Annotated in this window: 20 protein-coding genes; 14 read left to right on the forward strand and 6 right to left on the reverse strand. The window is 69.4% G+C overall.

Annotation, left to right across the window (positions count from 1 at the left end; translation table 11 throughout):
- The first annotated feature begins 38 nt into the window (after positions 1–38).
- Together purE and HRC28_RS10265 are read left to right on the forward strand one after the other, a co-directional pair.
- The gene (gene purE, locus HRC28_RS10260; protein ID WP_182379990.1) at positions 39–530 is read left to right on the forward strand and encodes a 5-(carboxyamino)imidazole ribonucleotide mutase; all 492 of its coding nucleotides are present in this window, start codon (positions 39–41) and stop codon (positions 528–530) included.
- Entirely contained in the window at positions 527–1,675 is a 1,149-nt protein-coding gene (locus HRC28_RS10265; RefSeq protein ID WP_182379991.1) for a heparan-alpha-glucosaminide N-acetyltransferase domain-containing protein, read from the forward strand. The genes purE and HRC28_RS10265 overlap by 4 nt, the downstream gene beginning before the upstream one ends.
- On the opposite strand, the gene HRC28_RS10270 is transcribed toward HRC28_RS10265, so the two are convergent.
- Positions 1,667–2,107: a CoA-binding protein gene (locus tag HRC28_RS10270; RefSeq protein WP_202033290.1), complete on the reverse strand. Its 441-nt coding sequence runs from the start codon at positions 2,105–2,107 to the stop codon at positions 1,667–1,669. The genes HRC28_RS10265 and HRC28_RS10270 overlap by 9 nt on opposite strands.
- Before the next feature lie 36 nt (positions 2,108–2,143).
- On the opposite strand from HRC28_RS10270, the gene HRC28_RS10275 reads away from it, so the two are divergent.
- The 7 genes from HRC28_RS10275 to HRC28_RS10305 all read left to right on the forward strand — a co-directional run bounded on the left by HRC28_RS10275 (position 2,144) and on the right by HRC28_RS10305 (position 8,558).
- Positions 2,144–3,319 (forward strand): acyl-CoA dehydrogenase family protein, encoded by a 1,176-nt coding sequence (locus HRC28_RS10275; RefSeq protein WP_182379992.1) that lies wholly within the window; start codon positions 2,144–2,146, stop codon positions 3,317–3,319.
- 216 nt (positions 3,320–3,535) lie between these two features.
- Entirely contained in the window at positions 3,536–5,071 is a 1,536-nt protein-coding gene (locus tag HRC28_RS10280) for a PxKF domain-containing protein (RefSeq protein ID WP_182379993.1), read from the forward strand.
- Between the two features lie 79 nt (positions 5,072–5,150).
- On the forward strand, positions 5,151–6,008 hold the full coding sequence (locus HRC28_RS10285; RefSeq protein WP_202033291.1) for an SDR family NAD(P)-dependent oxidoreductase: 858 nt from the start codon (positions 5,151–5,153) through the stop codon (positions 6,006–6,008).
- A gap of 125 nt (positions 6,009–6,133) precedes the next feature.
- On the forward strand, positions 6,134–6,691 hold the full coding sequence (locus HRC28_RS10290) for a hypothetical protein (RefSeq protein ID WP_182379994.1): 558 nt from the start codon (positions 6,134–6,136) through the stop codon (positions 6,689–6,691).
- Between the two features lie 69 nt (positions 6,692–6,760).
- Positions 6,761–7,549 carry a class E sortase gene (locus HRC28_RS10295; protein ID WP_182379995.1) on the forward strand — a complete coding sequence of 263 codons (789 nt, stop codon included), beginning with the start codon at positions 6,761–6,763 and terminating at the stop codon, positions 7,547–7,549.
- 133 nt (positions 7,550–7,682) lie between these two features.
- Positions 7,683–8,291: an LPXTG cell wall anchor domain-containing protein gene (locus HRC28_RS10300; protein ID WP_182379996.1), complete on the forward strand. Its 609-nt coding sequence runs from the start codon at positions 7,683–7,685 to the stop codon at positions 8,289–8,291.
- Positions 8,292–8,414: 123 nt separating this feature from the next.
- On the forward strand, positions 8,415–8,558 hold the full coding sequence (locus tag HRC28_RS10305) for a DUF1059 domain-containing protein (RefSeq protein ID WP_082573830.1): 144 nt from the start codon (positions 8,415–8,417) through the stop codon (positions 8,556–8,558).
- Positions 8,559–8,571: 13 nt separating this feature from the next.
- On the opposite strand, the gene HRC28_RS10310 is transcribed toward HRC28_RS10305, so the two are convergent.
- Together HRC28_RS10310 and HRC28_RS10315 are read right to left on the reverse strand one after the other, a co-directional pair.
- Complete coding sequence (locus HRC28_RS10310) at positions 8,572–9,435, reverse strand: crotonase/enoyl-CoA hydratase family protein (protein WP_182379997.1); 864 nt, start codon at positions 9,433–9,435, stop codon at positions 8,572–8,574.
- A gap of 46 nt (positions 9,436–9,481) precedes the next feature.
- The gene (locus HRC28_RS10315; protein ID WP_182379998.1) at positions 9,482–10,693 is read right to left on the reverse strand and encodes an LCP family protein; all 1,212 of its coding nucleotides are present in this window, start codon (positions 10,691–10,693) and stop codon (positions 9,482–9,484) included.
- 23 nt (positions 10,694–10,716) lie between these two features.
- Here HRC28_RS10315 and HRC28_RS10320 point away from each other — a divergent pair, with 23 nt between their 5' ends.
- Complete coding sequence (locus tag HRC28_RS10320; RefSeq protein WP_182379999.1) at positions 10,717–11,223, forward strand: acyl-CoA thioesterase; 507 nt, start codon at positions 10,717–10,719, stop codon at positions 11,221–11,223.
- On the opposite strand, the gene HRC28_RS10325 is transcribed toward HRC28_RS10320, so the two are convergent.
- Complete coding sequence (locus HRC28_RS10325; protein ID WP_182380000.1) at positions 11,213–12,103, reverse strand: LysR family transcriptional regulator; 891 nt, start codon at positions 12,101–12,103, stop codon at positions 11,213–11,215. The genes HRC28_RS10320 and HRC28_RS10325 overlap by 11 nt on opposite strands.
- 86 nt (positions 12,104–12,189) lie before the next feature.
- On the opposite strand from HRC28_RS10325, the gene HRC28_RS10330 reads away from it, so the two are divergent.
- The gene (locus HRC28_RS10330) at positions 12,190–13,185 is read left to right on the forward strand and encodes a pyridoxal-phosphate dependent enzyme (RefSeq protein ID WP_182380001.1); all 996 of its coding nucleotides are present in this window, start codon (positions 12,190–12,192) and stop codon (positions 13,183–13,185) included.
- A gap of 53 nt (positions 13,186–13,238) precedes the next feature.
- Positions 13,239–14,657 (forward strand): LCP family protein, encoded by a 1,419-nt coding sequence (locus HRC28_RS10335; protein ID WP_237111781.1) that lies wholly within the window; start codon positions 13,239–13,241, stop codon positions 14,655–14,657.
- Here the strand turns inward: HRC28_RS10335 and HRC28_RS10340 are convergent, their stop codons facing one another.
- A complete protein-coding gene (locus HRC28_RS10340) occupies positions 14,658–15,431 on the reverse strand; it encodes an inositol monophosphatase (RefSeq protein ID WP_182380002.1) in 774 nt (257 codons plus the stop codon).
- Positions 15,432–15,490: 59 nt separating this feature from the next.
- Positions 15,491–16,999 (reverse strand): ATP-binding protein, encoded by a 1,509-nt coding sequence (locus HRC28_RS10345; protein WP_182380003.1) that lies wholly within the window; start codon positions 16,997–16,999, stop codon positions 15,491–15,493.
- Positions 17,000–17,092: 93 nt separating this feature from the next.
- On the opposite strand from HRC28_RS10345, the gene HRC28_RS10350 reads away from it, so the two are divergent.
- Entirely contained in the window at positions 17,093–17,992 is a 900-nt protein-coding gene (locus tag HRC28_RS10350) for a glycosyltransferase family 2 protein (RefSeq protein ID WP_237111782.1), read from the forward strand.
- Positions 17,989–18,906, forward strand: coding sequence for a glycosyltransferase family 2 protein (locus HRC28_RS10355; protein WP_182380004.1), 918 nt, complete (start codon positions 17,989–17,991; stop codon positions 18,904–18,906). The genes HRC28_RS10350 and HRC28_RS10355 overlap by 4 nt, the downstream gene beginning before the upstream one ends.
- Position 18,907: the final 1 nt, after the last annotated feature.

The raw sequence follows: 18,907 nt of genomic DNA on the forward strand, positions 1-18,907 counted from the left end.
ACATTCAGGGGGAGACGGCAACCTCTAGGCTCGCGCCCATGAGTGCGCGTGTAGGCATCGTGATGGGCTCCGACTCCGACTGGCCGGTGATGCAGGCTGCGGCCGAGGCGCTGGCCGAGTTCGGCATCCCCTTCGAGGCGGACGTCGTCTCCGCGCACCGGATGCCGGAGGAGATGCTGCAGTACGGCAAGGACGCCGCAGGTCGCGGCCTGTCGGTGATCATCGCCGGCGCCGGCGGTGCAGCCCACCTGCCCGGCATGCTCGCTTCGGTCACGCCGCTCCCGGTCATCGGTGTCCCGGTGCCGTTGAAGTATCTCGACGGCATGGACTCGCTGCTCTCCATCGTGCAGATGCCCGCCGGTGTCCCGGTCGCGACCGTCGCCGTCGGCGGCGCACGCAACGCCGGCCTGCTCGCCGTACGCATCCTCGCGGCGAGCGACGCCGCCCTCCAGCAGAAGATGACCGAGTTCCAGGCCGAACTCAAGGCCGCTGCCCAGGCCAAGGGTGCGGTGGTACGGCGCCAGGGGTGATCCTCCGACCCGGGCGCCTGGTCGGCGTCGACCTGGCGCGCATGGTCGCGCTGCTCGGGATGATGGCGACCCATGTGCTCGAGGGCCATACGGCGACCGGTGGCCTCACCACGGTCCAGTGGCTGGCGGGTGGGCGGGCCTCGGCACTCTTCGCCGTCCTGGCGGGCGTCAGTCTGGCTCTGATCACCGGCGGAACCACGCCGCAGGCGGGACGGGACCTCGGTCGGTCTGCGGCCGGGATCGCGGTCCGTGCGATCCTGATCGCGCTGATCGGACTCGCCCTCGGCGGGCTCGAAACCGGTCTGGCGATCATCCTCACGTACTACGGCGTGCTGTTCCTGCTCGGCCTGCCGTTCCTCCGGCTCCGCGCGTTGCCGCTCGCAGCGCTGGCCGCTGGGTGGGTGCTGATCGCACCGGTCGTGTCCCATCTGGTGCGGCCCGAACTCCCGGACCGGCTGGGCGGGAGCCCCGACTTCGCGTCGCTCGCCGAACCCGGTCAGTTGCTGGCTCACCTCCTCTTCACCGGCACCTATCCGGCGGTGCCGTGGCTGGCGTACCTCCTGGCCGGCATGGCGCTCGGTCGCACCGACCTGCGCGGGTGGCGGAAACCGCTGCGGCTCGTCGGGTGGGGTGCCGTCCTCGCGGTCATGGCGACCGCCGTCTCACGGCTGTGCACCGCTGATCCCGGGATCCGCGGAGCACTCTTCCCGTTCCGCACCGTCACCCACGAGCAGGCCCTGCGGGTCCTGCAGGACAGCCTCCACGGCTCGCCACCCACGGGGGCCGCGTGGCAGTGGCTGCTGGTGGTCTCACCGCACTCGGCCACGCCGTTCGACCTGGCCCAGACGATCGGCAGCGCCCTCGTCGTCCTGGGTCTGTCGCTCATCCTCGTCGACGTCGTCCCGCGTCAGGGCAAGGTCGCGCTCGCGGTCGTGGCCGGAGCGGGGGCGATCCCGCTCACCGCCTACACCGTGCACGTGATCACGAAGACCGAGCAGGTGTGGCCGTCCGAGAGCCCCGACAACTTCGGCTGGTACGTCGCCATCGTCCTCGGACTCGGCGCCGTGTTCGCGCTGGCCGGACGCCGGGGTCCGCTGGAGGCGATCGTGGGCTGGCCGGGACGCTGGTTCAGGCACTCAGACTGAGTCGCGCTTGCGCCATTCGATGGCCGGGCACGTGTCCATGACCATCGCGACGCCGGCGGCACGGGTGCGCTCGAGCGCGGCCTGGTCGATGACGCCGAGCTGGAACCACACGGCCTTCGCGCCGACCGCCACCGCTTCGTCGGCGAAGCGTCCCGCCTCCTCGGACCGACGGAACACGTCGACCACGTCGATCGGGAAGGGCACGTCGGCAAGCGTCGCGTAGCCCTGCTCGCCCAGCACCACGGGCGCGGACGGGTGGATCGGGACGATCCGCTTGCCTCGCTCCTGCAGGAGCTGCGCGATCCGGAACGCCGTACGGCTGGGGTTTCCGGAGAGTCCGACGACGGCCCAGGTCTCACCGACGTCGAGCATGAAGTCGACTGCGATCGGGTCGATCGATGCGATCTCGGTCACATGCTCCTCGGCGGCCATGAGGAAACAATGCTAGGACGTCCTACTATTATTCCCATGACCAACGCTGACTTCACGACGTATGCCCTCACTGAGGAGCACCAGGCCATCCGCGAGGCCGTTCGCGCGATCTGCGACGCCAAGGTGGCTCCCTTTGCGGCGATCGTCGACGAGGAGGCGCGCTACCCGCAGGAAGCGCACGACGCCCTGGTGGCCTCGGACTTCCACGCCCCGCACGTTCCCGAGGAGTACGGCGGCGCCGGCGCCGACGCGCTGGCCACCGTCATCGTGATCGAGGAAGTCGCCCGCGCCTGCGTTTCCTCGTCACTGATCCCGGCCGTGAACAAGCTCGGCTCCCTGCCCGTCCAGATCGGTGGCGGCGAGGAGATCAAGAAGAAGTATCTCTCCAAGCTCGCTGCTGGCGAGGGCGGTTTCTCCTACTGCCTGTCCGAGCCCGACGCCGGCTCCGACGCGGCCAACCAGAAGACGACCGCCGTTCGCGACGGTGACTTCTGGGTGCTCAACGGCGTGAAGCGCTGGATCACCAACGCCGGCGTCTCGGAGTACTACACGGTCCTCGCGATGACCGACGCTTCCAAGCGCACCCGCGGCATCACCGCCTTCGTCGTCGAGAAGTCCGACGAGGGCGTCTCCTTCGGTGCGCCGGAGAAGAAGCTCGGCATCAAGGGCTCCCCGACGCGGGAGGTCTACTTCGACAACGTGCGCATCCCGGCCGACCGGATCATCGGCGAGGAGGGCGAGGGCTTCGACATCGCCATGCGCACCCTCGACCACACCCGCGTCACCATCGCCGCCCAGGCCGTCGGTGTCGCGCAGGGCGCGCTCGACTACGCCCTGGACTACGCGAAGACGCGGATCCAGTTCGGCAAGCCGATTGCCGAGCAGCAGGGGCTGCAGTTCCTGCTCGCCGACATGGGCATGAAGGTCGAAGCGGCCCGCCAGATGACGTACGCCGCCGCCGGTCGCTCCGAGCGCGGCGACAAGGACCTCACGTTCTTCGGTGCGGCCGCGAAGTGCTTCGCCTCCGACGTGGCCATGGAGGTCACCACCAACGCCGTCCAGGTGCTCGGTGGCTACGGCTACACCCGCGACTACCCGGTCGAGCGGATGATGCGCGACGCCAAGATCACCCAGATCTACGAAGGCACCAACCAGGTGCAGCGGATCGTCATGGCGCGCCAGTTGCTCGCCGGCATCCAGAGCGACATCTGAGCCACACCACGCTCGAACTGCGGCCGCCGATCGTCCTTCGTGACGATCGGCGGCCGCTTCGTTTCCCCTGTTTTCATGCGGTGACCAGCGATTCCGATGGTTCTACGAGGTTTCCGTGACGCGGCCTCCGCCAACCGGTTTCACTGATGACGCTGCGATCGCAGCACCACAATCGAATGGCTGTTTCTCGGGCGGCACATGCACAGGGGGACACCAGTGGGATCTACCAGGAAGACGCTGGCACTCGGCGCCGCAGGCGCATTGCTCGCCACGGCCGGGCTGGCCAGTACGGCGGTTGCGGATGACGTCACCGCGTCCAACACCGACTTCATCACGAGTTCCGACGGGGTCAAGGAGCTGACGGTCGTCGTCGGATCCCAGGCGACGGTGAACATGGACTACCAGCCGACGGGCGGCGACTTCGCTGGCGACAACGGCAACGGCTGCAACGTCACCGGCCCGTCGTCGCGACTGACGCTCGACGTCATCGCCACACAGAGCCCCGACCCGGTCACCTTCGCGTCGCTCCCGACGTCGTTTGCGTTCCCGAGTTGCGGTGACCAGTCCTTCGTCTTCACTCCGGACAGCACTGGCGTGGTCACTCTCAGCTTTGACATCGACAGCGTCGTCAGCAACAAGACGACGGCCTTCGAGGACTACGACGTCTCCGGCATGACCTTCCGGCTCGTCGTCGTTGAGGGTGAGGACGAGGTCCTCGACGGCGACGGTGACGGCGTGGCCGATGACGACGACAACTGCCCGGATGTCTCCAACGCCGATCAGGCTGACGCCGACGGCGACGGCGCGGGCAACCTGTGCGATGACAACTCCTACGCACCGGCAGTACAGGACCAGGCCCTCCCGGCCAACGGGAACGAAGGCAGCACGCTTGCCACCACCGGCTCGTTCAGCGATGCCGACGGCAGCACCAGCCTTACGCTGACCGTCCCCGTCGGTACGCCGGGCGACTTCACCGACAACGGTGACGGGTCGTTCAACTGGTCGCTCGGCACCGATGACGACACCGCCGGTTCGGTGACGGTCACCGCCTACGACGGTGAGCACGACACCGCGCAGCAGAGCTTCGCCTACTCGGCGTCGAACGTGGCGCCGACCGTCACCGCAACGACCGAGCCGATCGCGGCCTGCACCGTGTCCCTGGGTGCGACCTTCTCCGACCCGGGCACCGCGGACGCGCACGTCGGGGCCATCAACTGGGGCGACGGCTCGAGCACCGATCTCGGTTCGGTCACCGACCCGATCGCAGCGTCGTCCCACACCTACGCCACGAACGGGACCTTCCCGGCGTCGGTCACGGTCACCGACGACGACGGTGGTAGCGATGCGGACTCGCTCGACTTCGCCACCAAGGTCACGCCCAGCGCGATCCTGCAGCCGATCAACGCCAACGGCACGCAGAGCACCTTCAAGATCGGGTCGACCATCCCGGTCAAGATCCGTGTCACGGGTTGCGACGGCGCCCATGTGTCGGGCCTGACCCCGACCGTGTCGCTCGCGAAGATCTCCACGGACACCGCGGGTGGAGTGCTCGAGGAGGCGGTTTCCGCTCCGGCGACCAACGGCCTCGCGATGCGCTGGTCGGCCACCGACCTGCAGTACATCTACAACCTCTCCACGAAGGCTGCGCAGACCAACGGCGGCGCTGCCCTGAGTGCGGGGGAGTACCGGGTGCGCGTCAGCGACCCGAGCTTCTTCTCCAACCCGACCGCCGAGTTCATGCTCAAGAAGTGACCATCTGAGCTCAACAGTGCTGCAGGGACGCGGGGTCCGGCCGGAAGGTCGGGCCCCGCGTTCGTCGTAGGGTGCTGCGGTGCTCGACTTGCTGCGCCGCCACATCGCCCGCTCTGGACTCGACCCGTTCCCTGCCCCCGCCCGGTTGCTCGCCGGATGGACCGGCCGGGTGCACCCGGTGGCCGGCAAGCGGGTCCTGATCACCGGTGCGTCCTCCGGTGTCGGACGCAGTACGGCGACGCTGCTGGCCAGCGAGGGCGCGACCGTCCTGGCGGTGGCTCGCCGAGCCGACGAGCTCGACGAACTCGCTGACGAGATCGCCCGTGAGGGTGGGTCGGCGTACGCGCTGCCGTGCGACCTGACCGACAACGACGCCATCGATGCGCTGACCGCGGACGTGCTGTCCCGTTTCGGCGGAGTCGACGTACTGGTCAACAACGCCGGCCATTCGATCCGTCGTTCGGCGGCGGACACGGCGGAGCGTCCCGCAGACCACGACCGGCTGATGCGGCTGAACTATCACGCGCCCGTGCGGTTGACGCTCAACCTGCTCGAGGCGCTGCGTGAGAGCCGCGGCCAGGTTGTGAACTCCTCGACGTGGGGTGTGCCGGGCGGTCTGATGCCGAACTTCACGGCGTACCACGCCTCGAAGGCGGCCCTCTCGGCGTTCTCCCGCAGCCTCCAGGCCGAGGAACGCGAGCACGGCGTCGTGGTCACTTCGCTGCACTTCCCACTGATGCGGACGCCGATGATCGCCCCCACGGCGGACTACGACGCCCGGGCAGCGCTCGAACCCGCCGACGCAGCCCGCTGGGTGCTCACTGCGGTTCGGCATCGTCCGGTCGAAGTGATGCCGGCGTACGCGAGTTTGCTGGAGGCCATGGGCTTCGTGTCGCCACGCCTGGCCGAGCGGATGGTGTCGTCCGCTCGCATGTGAGTGGGTAGGTAAGAAGAATGCGTGAGGTTGCGTAACAAAGATCACGTCCAGCGGTTGTCTAGGCAACGTCCGCGCGCTGTGGGGGCGAACGGACGTCACTGAACACTCCGATGTGATGAGGCAACATGTGTCGCTTGCTGCTGCTCCCCGTCCTGGCAGTCCTGGCGTTGTTCGCGTCGGCAACGCCCGCGAACGCCGATCCCATCGAGCCGGCCTCCGTGCCGACCGGATGCCACGTCAGCGTGCCGAGTTCTGTGGTCGGTGCCCGGGTCGTGCTCAACGTCGTCGTGTCGGCCTCGGGCAACATCACCCCGACCGGAACGGTCACCGTGACCGTGAACAAGGCGGCGCCCGTCGCTCGGACCGCGCGGTCGTTGGCTGCGGCGCCCTGGACCACGACCGTCCGCTACGAAGGCTCCCCGCTGCGCATCGTCGGACCGCGACTCTCGCGGGGTGACCACGTCGCCAGCATTCGCTTCCAGCCCGACCCCGGACCGTTCCTCGGGTGCAAGGACACCGTCCGGTTCCGGGTCGGCGGCGAGGTCGGTGGCGAGGAAGAGGCTGGCGGTGGCGCCTCGCTGCCCGATACGGGTGGCCCCGCTGTCCTGTGGCTCATCCTGGGAGCTGGGCTGGTCGCCATGGGCGCCGAGTTGGTCGGATCGAGCCGCCGGTCCCGAGCGTGACGCCTTCCACCGCGTAGCGTTGGACCTGTGGACGACCCGATGGACGGTCGCCCGAGGAGGGAAGACCGCATGACGCAGTCCGACAACGACGCCGTGGACGTGACCGCCGAGGCCGTCGAAGGTGCTGGCGAGGGTGCCGGCGAGCGCGTACGACGCCGGCGTTCGCGCAGCAGCGACCAGCGGGGCGGTGACGGCACGCCGCCCACCTCGGGACGCAAGAAGGTCTCCTTCTGGCTCGGCTGCGGCCTGATCGTGGCCGGACTCGCCGTGCTGGGCTGGGTTGCCTGGCAGTTCTGGGGCACCAACTGGCAGTCCCAGCAGCGCCAGGGCGATGTCCGTGAGGCGCTCCAGGACGGCTGGGGTGACGGACAGGACGTGGTGCGCACGGAGTTCGGCAACGCGAGTGCGATCCTGCACATCCCGCGTTTCGGCAAGGACTACGCCGTCCCGGTCCTCGAGGGCTCGACCGACGAGGTGCTCGCCGCGGGCGTCGGGCACATGGAGGACACGGCCGCTGCGGGTGGCAAGGGCAACTACGTGCTGGCCGGGCACCGGGTCACCCATGGTGAGCCGTTCGCTGACCTGCCCGAGTTGCAGCCCGGCGACAAGGTCTACGTCGAGACCCGCGTGGCGACGTACACCTATGAACTCGACACGGGTGGCGAGGACCTGATCGTCCCGTTCACGGCGGGCTGGGTCCTGGCCGCGGCGCCGGTCAATCCGAAGTCGGGCGGCACCCAGCCGCCGGACGATGTGGGCGAATACCTGATCACGCTGCTCACGTGTTCGGAGATCTTCCACACCGACAACCGGTCCGTTCTGTTCGGACACCTGATCGAGACCTCACCAACAAAGTGACCGAGCACACCGTCGGTGGTGAGACAGACCACTCCCACAGGCCTATCGGAACCGCTAGTGTGATCTCCAACGCACGCCCCCCGTCACCTTCGGCGAATCGGGTCGTTGCATGGGGTAGTCGAAGGAGGACGTTTTGATCAGGAAATTGCTCGCACTGTTCGTGATGGCTGCGGCGTCGGTGGTGGGCTTCTCGGCGACCGCTGCGCCCGCTCAGGCTGACCCGTTTGATGACCCGTTCGTCTGCGGTCAGCCCATGGAGCCGGATTGCATTCCGACGGCGGCTCTCATCGAGTTGTCTTCGGACGGCCCCGGTGAGCCCATCGACATCGTGGTGAGCGCCAGCGCGAACACCGTCACGCCGCCTGAGGGCGACCTCGCGGTGTCCGTCTCGGCTGCATCTTCGGCCGCTCGTGGGGCACGTGCGCTCGTCGCCGCGCCGCTCTTCACCACGACGGTTCACTTCGTGGACGAGGCCATCCGGATCGTTGGTCCTGGACTGCCCAAGGGCTCGTACATCGGCGTCGTGGAGTTCACGCCCGACAACCTCAACCTGTTCCTCCCGTCCGACGACACCGACGGGCTTCGTATTGGCCTCGGTGGCGAGACCGGTGGCGAAGAAGAGGGCAACCTGCCGAACACCGGTGGCCCCAACGCGATGTGGCTGGTCCTCGGAACGGGCCTCCTGGTCGCAGGCGCCGGTGGCGTCGGCTACGGCCGCCGCCGTCAGGCCGCAGCGGCCTGACCGCACAGCAGCATCCATCCCGGCCGTCCCCCCAGGGGGCGGCCGGGATTGCTTTTCCCTCGTGTCGTATCGCCCCGCCTCCACTAGGCTGACCGGAACCTGTTCTCGTTCCTGGAGGTCCTGATGCCGTCACTGCGTTGCCCTTGTGCCGTCACCCTGCGGGGAGACACCGACGATGAACTGGTCGAGAAGGTGCAGGAGCACCTCGCGGCCGAGCACCCCGGGCGGGAGTACTCCCGCGACGAGATCCTGATGATGGCGATGTAGGACCGGCCCGCGGCTATTCGATCGGGGGGATCTCCGACGCCTTGCCGGTGAACTTCGGTGCGCGCTTCTCGAGGAACGCGGCCACGCCTTCCTTGCCGTCGCCGATCGAGGCCCAGTACATCGCCAGCGAGTCGGTGAGGTGCGCCTCGAGCGGGTCGGCGGCAGCGACGTTGCGGTAGATCAGACGCTTCGCCAACCCCAGGGCCACGGGCGAACGGCCCACCACGAAGCTGCGGGCGAGGTCGTACGCCGCCGGCAGCAGGTCTTCGGGGGCGTGCACGCTGCGGACCAGGCGACCGGCCAGCGCCTGCTCGGCGGTCAGGATGTCGGCGGAGTAGACCCATTCGAGGGCCTGCTGGACACCGACGATCCGGGGCAGGAACCAGCTCGAACAGGCCTCGGGCACGATCCCGAGCCGGCCGAACACGAAGCCGATCCGCGCCTTCTCCGATGCGAGTCGGATGTCCATGCCGAGGGTCATCGTCGCGCCGATGCCGACGGCCGGGCCGTTGATCGCGGCGATCACGGGCTTCGGCAGGGCATGGATCGCCAGGGTCACCTTGCCGCCGGTGTCGCGGATGCCGGCGTCGTACGGCGCTTCGTCGTACGACGCCCGAAACTCCTCGGGCGTGGGGGAGAGCGACTCGTCGAGCCCGAAGACGTTGCCGTCGGCCGACAGGTCCATCCCCGCGCAGAAGGCCCGACCCGAACCGGTCACGACCACGGCACGGACGGCGTCGTCGCGGGCGTCGGTCAGGAACACCTGCTCGAGCTCGCGCGCCATCGTCAGGTTGAACGCGTTGAGCGCGTCGGGGCGGTGCAGCGTGAGGGTCGCGATGCCATCGGCGTCAACGTCCCAGGTGAGGGTTTCGTACACGGGTGATCCTTCGGGTGAGGCGGCAGTCGGCCAGTCGGTCGGCCAGTCAGTCGGCCAGGCCGGTGGCGGTGCACAGGTCGGGGGTGATGTCCCCGGTGCGGTCCTCGATGATCGTCGCAAAGAGTTTGTTGGCGCGTTTCTTGTCCCACGTGGCGTCGGCACTCGCGAGGGGCACGGTGCACGACTCGCCCGTGTCGGTCATCGCCAGGGCCCACTGTCCGGCAGCGACCGGGCCCATCCCCTCGCCGAAGCGGAAGAAGTCCGGCACGGCGGCGTTGAGCTTCCACCAGCGGAGCGGGTTCACGACCGACCACGGCGACAGCACCTTCGTGCCGACGGCTGCGACGACCTCACGCTGCTGCTGCACGCGGGCGAGGTCCGAGATCGGGCTGTGCTTGCGGGCCCGGGAGTACGCGAGGGCGGTCGCTCCGTCGACGGTCTGGCAGCCCTTCTTGATGTTGAGGCCGGACGGCTTGTCGCGGATCGCCTTCTTGGGGCAGATCTCGATGCCGCCGACTGCGTCGACGACGCCGACGAGGCCGCCGAAGCCGATCTCGACGTAGTGGTCGATCCGGATGCCGCTGGCGTTCTCCAGGGTCTGGACCAGCAGGGGAGTGCCGCCCTTGGCATAGGCCGAGTTGACCTTGCTGGTCCCGAAGCCGGGGATCTTGAGCGGGGAGTCGCGCGGGATCGAGATCAGCGTCGTCGGCCCGTCGCCCGTGTGCAGCAGCAGGATCGTGTCGGTGAGCTCGCTCTTCTCGTTGCCCGTGTGGAGCTTCTCGCGCTCCTCCTTGGTCAGCCCGGCGCGCGAGTCGCTGCCGACCAGGAGGTACGTCGTCCCGGGCTGGTCCGCGGGGCGGTCGGCGGACGGCTCGAAGTCGACCTTGTCGACCTTGTTCCACGCCACCAGCGGGACCGCGATGAGGAAGACCAGCCACAGCGCCAGCAGCCCGAAGAACAGGCGGACGTAGGTGCGCGGCCGTGACCACCTGCTGCGGCGCGGTGCCCAGTTCGGTCGCTGGTTGCGGTACGGCTCGGGCAGGGCGCCGTTGTGCTCCAGCGGTGGCATCCGGTTGGTCTGCCGGGGCGGGGACACCCCGGGGCGCGGCTGGACGGGGATCCGCCGCGTCGGGTCGGCATCGCGCCCCGGCTGCGACCCCGACGCGGAGCCCGAGTCCGACGAGCCGTAGATCCAGTCGAATCCGTCGCTGTTCGAGCCGTTGCCGTCGTCGCCGTTGTGGTTGCCCCGCCCTGCCATGACAAGGACGCTACCGTCAGGCCGTGAGCGAAATCGTTGCGGCACGCACGCCGTCGTACTCCCGCATCGAGCTGGCGACCGTCACCTCGCGGGCCCAGGCCAACCTCCTGGGCAACATCCACGGCGGTGAAGTGGTGAAGCTTGCCGACTCCGCAGCCGGGGTCGTGGCCCAGCGGCACAGCGGCGGTCCGGCCGTGACCGCGGCGCTCGACGAGATGGCTTTCCTGGAACCGGTCCGGGTCGGCGACATCGTGCGGACCTTCGCACAGATCAACTGGGTGGGTTCGTCCTCCATGGAGATCGGCGTCCGGATCGAGACGCAGCCGTGGGATGCGGCCACGGAGTGGCGCCACGTGGGCTCTGCCTACTTCGTGTTCGTCGCCATCGACGGTGCCGGAGGTGCCCGGCCAGTACCCGCCCTGGAATCGGAGAATGACGACGACCGGCGCCGGATGCGCGAGGCCGGCATCCGTCGCGCCCACCGCCTGGCCAAGCGCCAGGAGATCGACGCCGCACGGCTCATCCCCTGAGCGGTTCGGCCACCTCGGTCAGTGCGGCGGCCACTGCGTCCACCGCCGCCGGGCGAGGTGGGGCGCCGTACGACGAGAGCTGGATCCGTCGCTGCGCCGCCAGCGGACGTCGTACGACGTCAGGGTGCTGGTGGGCACGCAACGCGAGCCCCGGCAGCACGGTGACGCCCATGCCGGCCGCGACGAGGGACTGCACGGCGACGTAGTCGTCGCTGGCGAAGGCGATCGCTGGTGTGAACCCGGCGTCGTCGCAGAGCGCCAGCAACTCCCGGCGGCAGCGCTCGCAGCCGGTGATCCAGGCGTCGTCGGACAGGGTGGCGAGGTCGACGGGCTGGTCGGCCGCTGGCGCGTCCGCGGTGCGGGTGACCAGGAACAGCCGGTCGTCGAAGACGGGGACGGAGGTGATCTGCTCCGGCTCCGGCTGTCCGGGATAGGTGAAGGTCAGGGCGAGGTCGACCGTGCCGGCGCGGAGCAGTTCGTGCGCCTCGGGCGGTTCGGCTTCGACGAGATCGAGGTCGATGCCCGGGTGGCGCCCCGCGAGCAGGGCCAGCGCCGCGGGCACGAGGGTGGCGGCACCCGAAGGGAAGGCCGCCAGCCGCACCCGGCCCGCCTGCAGGCTCGTGGTGGCCGCGAGTTCGTCCTCGGCGCGGGCGAGCATGCCGAGGATCTCCTCGCCACGCAGCGCGAGCCGCTCGCCCTCGGGCGTCAGGCGCACGCCGCGACCGACGCGCTGGAGCAGGACGCTGCCGGTCTCGGCCTCCAGGCGGCGCAGGTGGTGGGAGATCGTCGGCTGGCCGTAGTGGAGCTGGACGGCGGCAGCCGAGACGGAGCCGGTCCGGTGGACGGCGACGAGGGCTTCGAGGCGGCGGAGGTCGATCACCTTCCGATGATAGATCGATTGCATCGATTGAAAACCACGAAAGGAACTATTGGACCGATGAGTGCCTCGCGCGGGACCATGGCGGTATGGCTGCCGCGGACCCGACCTTCGACGACGTACGCCGCGCGGCCGACGTCGTCGCCCTCGAGCTGCCCGCGACTCCGCTGCAGTCCCATCCCTTGCTCGACCTCGCGGTCGGCGCCGCCGTACTCGTCAAGCACGAGCACGTGTTGCCCACCGGGTCCTTCAAGGTGCGCGGCGGTGTGCACCTCGCGTCGACCCTGACTGCCGCCGAGCGTGCGCACGGCCTGATCACCTGTTCGACGGGCAACCACGCCCAGTCGGTCGCGTACGGCGCCCGGTTGGCCGGCGTGCGCGCGACGATCGTGATGCCGTCCAGTGCGCCCGCCGTGAAGCGCGACGCGGTCGCGGCCCTGGGGGCCGAGGTGGTCGTCGCCGGCGCCACGCTGGGAGAGGCCGCCGCAGAGGCCCGCGTCCTCGCCGCGTCCACCGGTGGCTCGTTCATCTGTCCGACCGATCGCCGGATCGTGCTGGGCCACGCGACGGCGTACCTCGAACTGTTCGGCCAGGAACCCGATCTCGTGGCGGTCTTCGTGCCCATCGGCAGCGGCACCGGAGCCGCCGGCGCCTGCCTGGCCCGCGACGCGCTCGCCCCGGGCTGTCGGATCGTCGGCGTGCAGTCGGCGGCTGCGCCGGCCGGTTGGCGTTCGTGGAGCACGGGCGAGATCCAGACCGCTCCAGCCACGACCCGGGCCTCGGGGCTCGCCACGACGACGGGGTACCCGTTGCCGCAGCGGATCCTCCGCGACCGCCTGGACGAGTTCGTCCTGGTCAGCGACGACGCCATTGACGACGCGGCCCGACTTCTGGCCACCCGGGCACACACCCTCGCCGAGGGTGCTGGCGCGGCCGCGCTCGCCGGCCTCCTGTCGCCCCGGAGCAGTGTCCGGCCCGGGCAGTTCGGGGGACCGGTGGCCGTGATGTGCACCGGCGCCAACGCCTCCGCCGACGAGATCGCGCGGCTCGGCGAACCTCTCGTCGTCTCCGTGCCCGCAGCCTGACTCAGCGGCGCGTCGCAACCCGTGGGACGGTTGTGACTGGTGATACTGGGCGGGTGCCTGAGATCGCCGTAGACGAGCGGGCCGCGCGGGTGCGTTTCCGCCGGGCCCTGACGCTGATGGCGTTCACCCTGCTCGTTCCGGGATCGGCGCAGTTGATCGCGGGCAACCGCGACATCGGCCGGGTCGCGATCCGCGTCTGGTTGCTGTCCCTCATCACGCTCGTCGTCGGCGGTGCCGCCGTTGCCCTGAACCCGTCCTTCGGGCTCACCCTCGCGCTGAACCCCGACGTGATGCTCGCCGCGCGGCTCTACATGCTGGTCGGCGCCGTGGCCTGGGCGGGCCTGTTCATCGACGCGTGGCGGATCGGTCAACCGCTGACCCTGCGCCTGCCGCACCGTCGCGCCATCGTGGGCGTCAACGGGATCCTGTGCTTCTCGGTCGCCGGCACCCTGCTCTTCGGCGCCCACCTGGCGGCCGCGCAGCGCGACTTCCTGACCATGTTCGTCGACGGAGACCTGGGTGCGGCCAACAACGGCCGCTTCAACGTGCTCCTGCTCGGTGGCGACTCCGGGGCGGACCGCTGGGGTCTGCGTCCCGACTCGATGACGATCGCTTCGGTCGACGCCAAGACCGGCCGCACCGTGATGATCGGCCTCCCGCGGAACATGCAGAACTTCCCGTTCAGGGAAGGCTCCGTCATGGACAAGCAGTTCCCCAAAGGCTTCAACTGCGACGGCTGCTACCTCAACGGCGTCAGCACCTGGGCCGAGGACCACACCGACCTCTTCGACTCCGACCACCCCGGTATCGACGCGACCAAGATGGCCATCGAGGGCATCACCGGCCTGGACATCAACTACTGGGTGATGGTCAACATGAAGGGGTTCAAGCGCCTCGTCAATGCGTTCGGTGGCGTGACCCTCAACGTGCGCCAGCGGATCCCGGTCGGCGGCCTCGGCAGTGACGTCACCGGCTACATCGAGCCGGGCGAGCGCAAGCTCAACGGCCACGACGCGCTCTGGTACGCACGCTCGCGTGAAGGCAGCGACGACTACTCCCGGATGGCGCGACAGAAGTGCGTGATGACCGCGCTGCTGACGCAGATCAGTCCGACGCAGGCGCTCAGGAACTTCCAGGAGATCGCCGAAGCTTCCAGCGCCATGATCAGCACCGACATCCCCGGCGGCGGATTGAGCGACTTCGTGCAGCTCGCGCTGCGGGCGCGCAGCGAGAAGGTCTCGACCGTTTCGCTGGTGCCGCCGCAGGTCAACACCGCCAAGCCCGACATCGACAAGGTCCACCAGATGGTGGAGAACGCCATCGACCGTGCCGAGGGCGCCAAGAAGGCCCCGGCCAAGAAGAAGGCCGCCGACTCCGACGAGTCGTCCGGCAAGGTCACCGGCGGCGCCAAGGGCTCGCGCAACGACGGCTACACCGCCAACGAGACCGACGACGTCGCTGCCGCCTGCTGATCAGGCCAGCGAGGCAGCCAGCGTCGCGACCACGGCGTCGTACGTCGCCCGGTCGGGTGCCGCAACGATGCCGCCGTCGAGTCCCAGCGGGACGAGCGGCTGACCGTCGTGGCGACCGATCACGCCGCCGGCCTCGGTGAGGATCAGGGCAGCGGGCAGGTGGTCCCACGGCATGGTGCGGTTGTAGACGAGCGCCGCGGCGTCGCCCGCCATCAGGTGCGGGTAGTCCACGCCGCAGCACGCCCAGGTGAGTTCGAGCGTGCCGAGGCCGATCAGGTCCCGGCCCACCCAGGACCGTCGAGCGGTGCGGTACGGCGCCCCGGAACCGGTCGTGACACGCAACGGCTCGCCGTTCAGGAAGGCGCCGGCGCCGAGTTCGGCGACGTACGACCGCTCGTGCTGGGGCTGCCAGATCCACCCTCGGGTGATCTCGCCGCCCCGCACCTCGGACACCATCACTGCGTGGTCGGGGGAGCCGTTGACGAAGTTCTTGGTGCCGTCCACCGGGTCGACGGTGAAGCCGTGCTCGGCCCCGGCGAAGCGGTCGAGCAGGGACGGGTCCGCCGCCATCGCCTCTTCGCCGAGTACGACGGCGTCGGGATACGCCGCGAGCAGCGCGGCCGTGATCAGCACCTCCGACTCGTGGTCGGCGATCGTCACGAGGTCGCCCGGGTTCTTCTCCGAGACCTGGTGGTCAGCCAGCGCACGGAACCGCGGATTGATCACCTCGGCGGCGACGTCCTGGAGCAGGGTCAGCACGGCGGCGGTGTCCATGCAGGGAACGTTAGTCGGGCGTGACCGGCGAGCGTTCGAGGGTCTCGTGTCCGGGTCGTTCAGTAGTCGTCGGGTTCGTCGGGTTCGTCCAGCTCGTCGATCGCGAAGGTGCGGGGGCCGCCGTCGTACCCGAGAACGGCCCGGGTCATCTGGTTGCGGGTGTCGAGGAGGTCCTCGAGCGCGGCGTCGAGGTCGTCGGCGCTGACCGCCAGCGGTACGTCGTCCGCGCGGGGGTCGCGTTCGGCGGCCAGGACGGCGGCCCGCCGGAGCAGCTCCTTGAGGAACGACGCGGTCACCCGGTCCGTGCGGTCGAGCACGGAGTCGAGTCGGCTCAGGTCGATGGCGAGGGAGCCTCGGTACAACTCGACGAGACGACGTCGAGCGTCCCTGTCCGGCAGGTCGATGTGCACGGCCTGGTCGACCCGCCCGGGCCGCGATGCCAGGGCTGGTTCAAGGAGGTCGGCTCGATTCGTGGTCAGCAGGAACACGACGTCGGCGTCCTCGTCGAGACCGTCCATCTCGTTGAGGAGGGTGAACAGCAACGGCGTCTCGCCGCCGTACCGGCTGCGTTCCTCGGCGATCAGGTCGACGTCCTCGACGACGATCATGGCCGGCTGGAGGCTCCGCGCGACGGAGCACGCTTCGCGGATGGCGTGCAGTGTGTCCCCGGTGAGTTCGACGACGGTCGTCCCCGTCAGTTCTCCGATCAGGTAGCGAACCGAATGGGTCTTGCCCACGCCCGGCGGACCGTAGAGGAGGAGGCCGCGCTTGAGGTGTTGGCCCGCGGCGCGGAGGCGGGCACTGTTCCGGGCAACACCCACCACCTGGCGGCGCAGGTCCGCGAAGGTGGCTTCGGGCAGGATCAGCTCGTCGGCCGTCATCGTCGGTCGTTCGTGGAACTGCAGCAGTGAGCCGCGCTCGCCGAACATGTGGTGCCCGAACGACACGACCTGTCCGCGATAGACGTTCAGCTCGAGTGACAGTTCACGCAGGCGTCGGCCGAACTCCTCCGCCCTCGCCGGCTCGGACGCGATGATCTCGACGTTGACCGACGAGGACCCCGACTCGGGATCTGGTCCGAGGACCAGCAAGGCGATCCGGTCGGACCCGGCGGTCAGCAGGACGACCGCTGCGCGCAGGCAGTCGCGCGTCGCCCCGCGCGGGCCGATCGGGAGAGCGACGGTCGTGACGTTGCCGGGCCGTGGCCCGTGATGAAAGTGCACGGAGTCCTCGCCGACCAGGTCGGCGATCCCGAACGGACCGTGGTGACGGTGGCCGGCGATGCCGACGGTCCGTGCATCCGGTCCGTGCTCGGTCAGGAGGACGTCGAGCGCTGCCTGGACGTTCACGTGCTCGTACGCCGGCCACTGCTCGAGCACGATCGGCAGTTCCGATGGCGGCACGGCCAGGTGCTCGGTCAGGATCGAACGGAACGTGGGCTGGTCAGCGGCGCGGGCGCGAGCCGCGAGGCTGCGGGTCAGGTAACGCCCGTAGCGTGCGATGTCGGCGAGGCGGGGCGGGTCGTCCGCACCGTGTGCGTCGGACTCGGACGTGACGGTGAAAGACATTGCCAGAGCGTAGAGGGAGGCGCGGTGTCGTGCACCGGAGTTTGGCCGGGCGGCGAATCAGGATGAGCCGAACCGGACAGTAGGGTGGCCCGCGTGCGTGTGCAGGCGGTCGTCGTGACCTTCAACCGGTTGGCGATGCTGCAGCGACTCATCCCGCGCCTGCAGGCGGTCGAGGGACTCGAGCGGATCCTCGTGGTCGACAACGCGTCGACGGACGGCACGGGGGAGTGGCTGGGTGCGTCGGGTGTCGAGTTCGAGACTCTCGCCACGAACACCGGCGGCGCCGGTGGCTTCCACCACGGACTGGAGTGGGCGGTCCGCGAGGGCGCCGACCTGGTCTGGCTGATGGACGACGACGGGATGCCCGCTCCCGACTGCCTGGACCGGCTCCTCGAACGCGTCGAGCGGGACGGCCTGGAGTTCTGCGGTCCCGCAGTGCTGGCCGAGCACGACCCCTCCCGCCTCTGCTTCCCGATCCGGTTGCCCGGCGGCACGAAGGTCGTCCACGCGATGGCCGAGGTCGAGGCCGCGGCGGTCGACGGCCTGATCGAGGGCGTGGTGATCCCGTTCAACGGGGTCCTGGTCACGCGTGACCTCGTGGAGCGGATCGGCCTGCCGCGCGAGGAGTTCTTCATCTGGGGCGACGACGTCGAGTACCTCTGGCGCGCTGAACGCGCAGGCGCCCGGATCGCGACGGTCGTCGACGCGCACTTCCACCACCCGGCCACCGACGACCTCGGCACGCCGATGATGTTCGGCAAGACGACGTACAACCACACGCCGAGCGACCTCAAGCACTACTGCATGGCACGCAACAACACCCTCAACCTGCGGGCCTATCGCGGATGGGTGCACGTGCTGCTGTTCTGGATCAAGACGGTCTGGTTCTACCTGTTCACCCGGCGCCAACCGGCGCGGATCCCGCTGAGCGCCCGCGCCGCCGTGTCCGGCCTGCGCGGCGACTTCTCCGGACACCGGAAGTACCTCAAGTGACGGGTCCCGACAAGCTCGATCAGCGGGTTGCCGTCGTCGTGGTGACCTACAACCGCGCCGACCTCCTCGAGAAGATGCTCGCGGGCCTGGCGGCCCTCGACCGTGCTCCCGACGCCGTCTACGTCGTCGACAACTTCAGTTCCGACCACACCCCCGAGGTGCTGGCCGCGTCCACGCTGCCCGGTCTCGTCACGATCCGCACCAGTGAGAACCTCGGTGGCGCGGGCGGCTTCCGGCTGGGTCTGAAGACCGCCTACGACCGCGGCCACGACGCGATGTGGCTGATGGACGACGACGTGGTCCCGGCGCCCGACTGCCTCACCCGCCTCCTCGAGGTCGACGGCTCGTGCCTGATCGCGGTGCGTGAAGACCGCGCGGGAGCGCTGGTGGAGAAGGCGGCGATCCGCTTCGATCTCCGCAACCCCCTGGCGATCCGCCCGAAGACGGCCAGCATCGACTCGTCGTACCCGAACCGGGCGGCCATGCCGGCCACCGTCGAGGTCGAGAACGTCGCCTTCGAAGGCTTCCTCGTGCGCCGCGAGGTGATCGAGAAGATCGGCCTGCCCGACGCGTCGTACTTCATCTTCTACGACGACGTGGACTTCGCCATCCGGGCCCGGCGGGCCGGCTTCCCGATCCGGGCGGTGCGCGATGCCGTGCTCGTCCGGCAGCTCGACTTCGACCAGCAGCACGACCTCGCGGGCTGGAAGGGGTACTACATGTACCGCAACCTCTTCGCCGTCCACATGAGGTACGGCGAGAACCCGCTGGTCCGGTTCAAGCCCTGGCTGATCACGCTGGTAGTGGTCCTGCTCAGCCCGCTTCGAGGGGGCCGGGCGGAGGTGCGCAACGTCACGCGTGGCCTTCGTGACGCGCGTCGGATGCGGCAGGTGCCCTCGACGTCCGTAGACTGAC

It is taken from the genome of Nocardioides sp. WS12 (assembly GCF_014108865.1).
GTDB lineage: Bacteria > Actinomycetota > Actinomycetes > Propionibacteriales > Nocardioidaceae > Nocardioides.

Bases quoted from the DNA above. Each gene is read 5' to 3' on its own strand.
- purE (WP_182379990.1), top strand. From the start codon at position 39: ATGAGTGCGCGTGTAGGCATCGTGATGGGCTCCGACTCCGACTGGCCG.
- HRC28_RS10270 (WP_202033290.1), bottom strand. From the start codon at position 2,107: ATGGCCGCCGAGGAGCATGTGACCGAGATCGCATCGATCGACCCGATC.
- HRC28_RS10275 (WP_182379992.1), top strand. From the start codon at position 2,144: ATGACCAACGCTGACTTCACGACGTATGCCCTCACTGAGGAGCACCAG.
- HRC28_RS10290 (WP_182379994.1), top strand. From the start codon at position 6,134: ATGTGTCGCTTGCTGCTGCTCCCCGTCCTGGCAGTCCTGGCGTTGTTC.
- HRC28_RS10295 (WP_182379995.1), top strand. From the start codon at position 6,761: ATGACGCAGTCCGACAACGACGCCGTGGACGTGACCGCCGAGGCCGTC.
- HRC28_RS10305 (WP_082573830.1), top strand. From the start codon at position 8,415: ATGCCGTCACTGCGTTGCCCTTGTGCCGTCACCCTGCGGGGAGACACC.
- HRC28_RS10315 (WP_182379998.1), bottom strand. From the start codon at position 10,693: ATGGCAGGGCGGGGCAACCACAACGGCGACGACGGCAACGGCTCGAAC.
- HRC28_RS10330 (WP_182380001.1), top strand. From the start codon at position 12,190: ATGGCTGCCGCGGACCCGACCTTCGACGACGTACGCCGCGCGGCCGAC.
- HRC28_RS10340 (WP_182380002.1), bottom strand. From the start codon at position 15,431: ATGGACACCGCCGCCGTGCTGACCCTGCTCCAGGACGTCGCCGCCGAG.
- HRC28_RS10345 (WP_182380003.1), bottom strand. From the start codon at position 16,999: ATGTCTTTCACCGTCACGTCCGAGTCCGACGCACACGGTGCGGACGAC.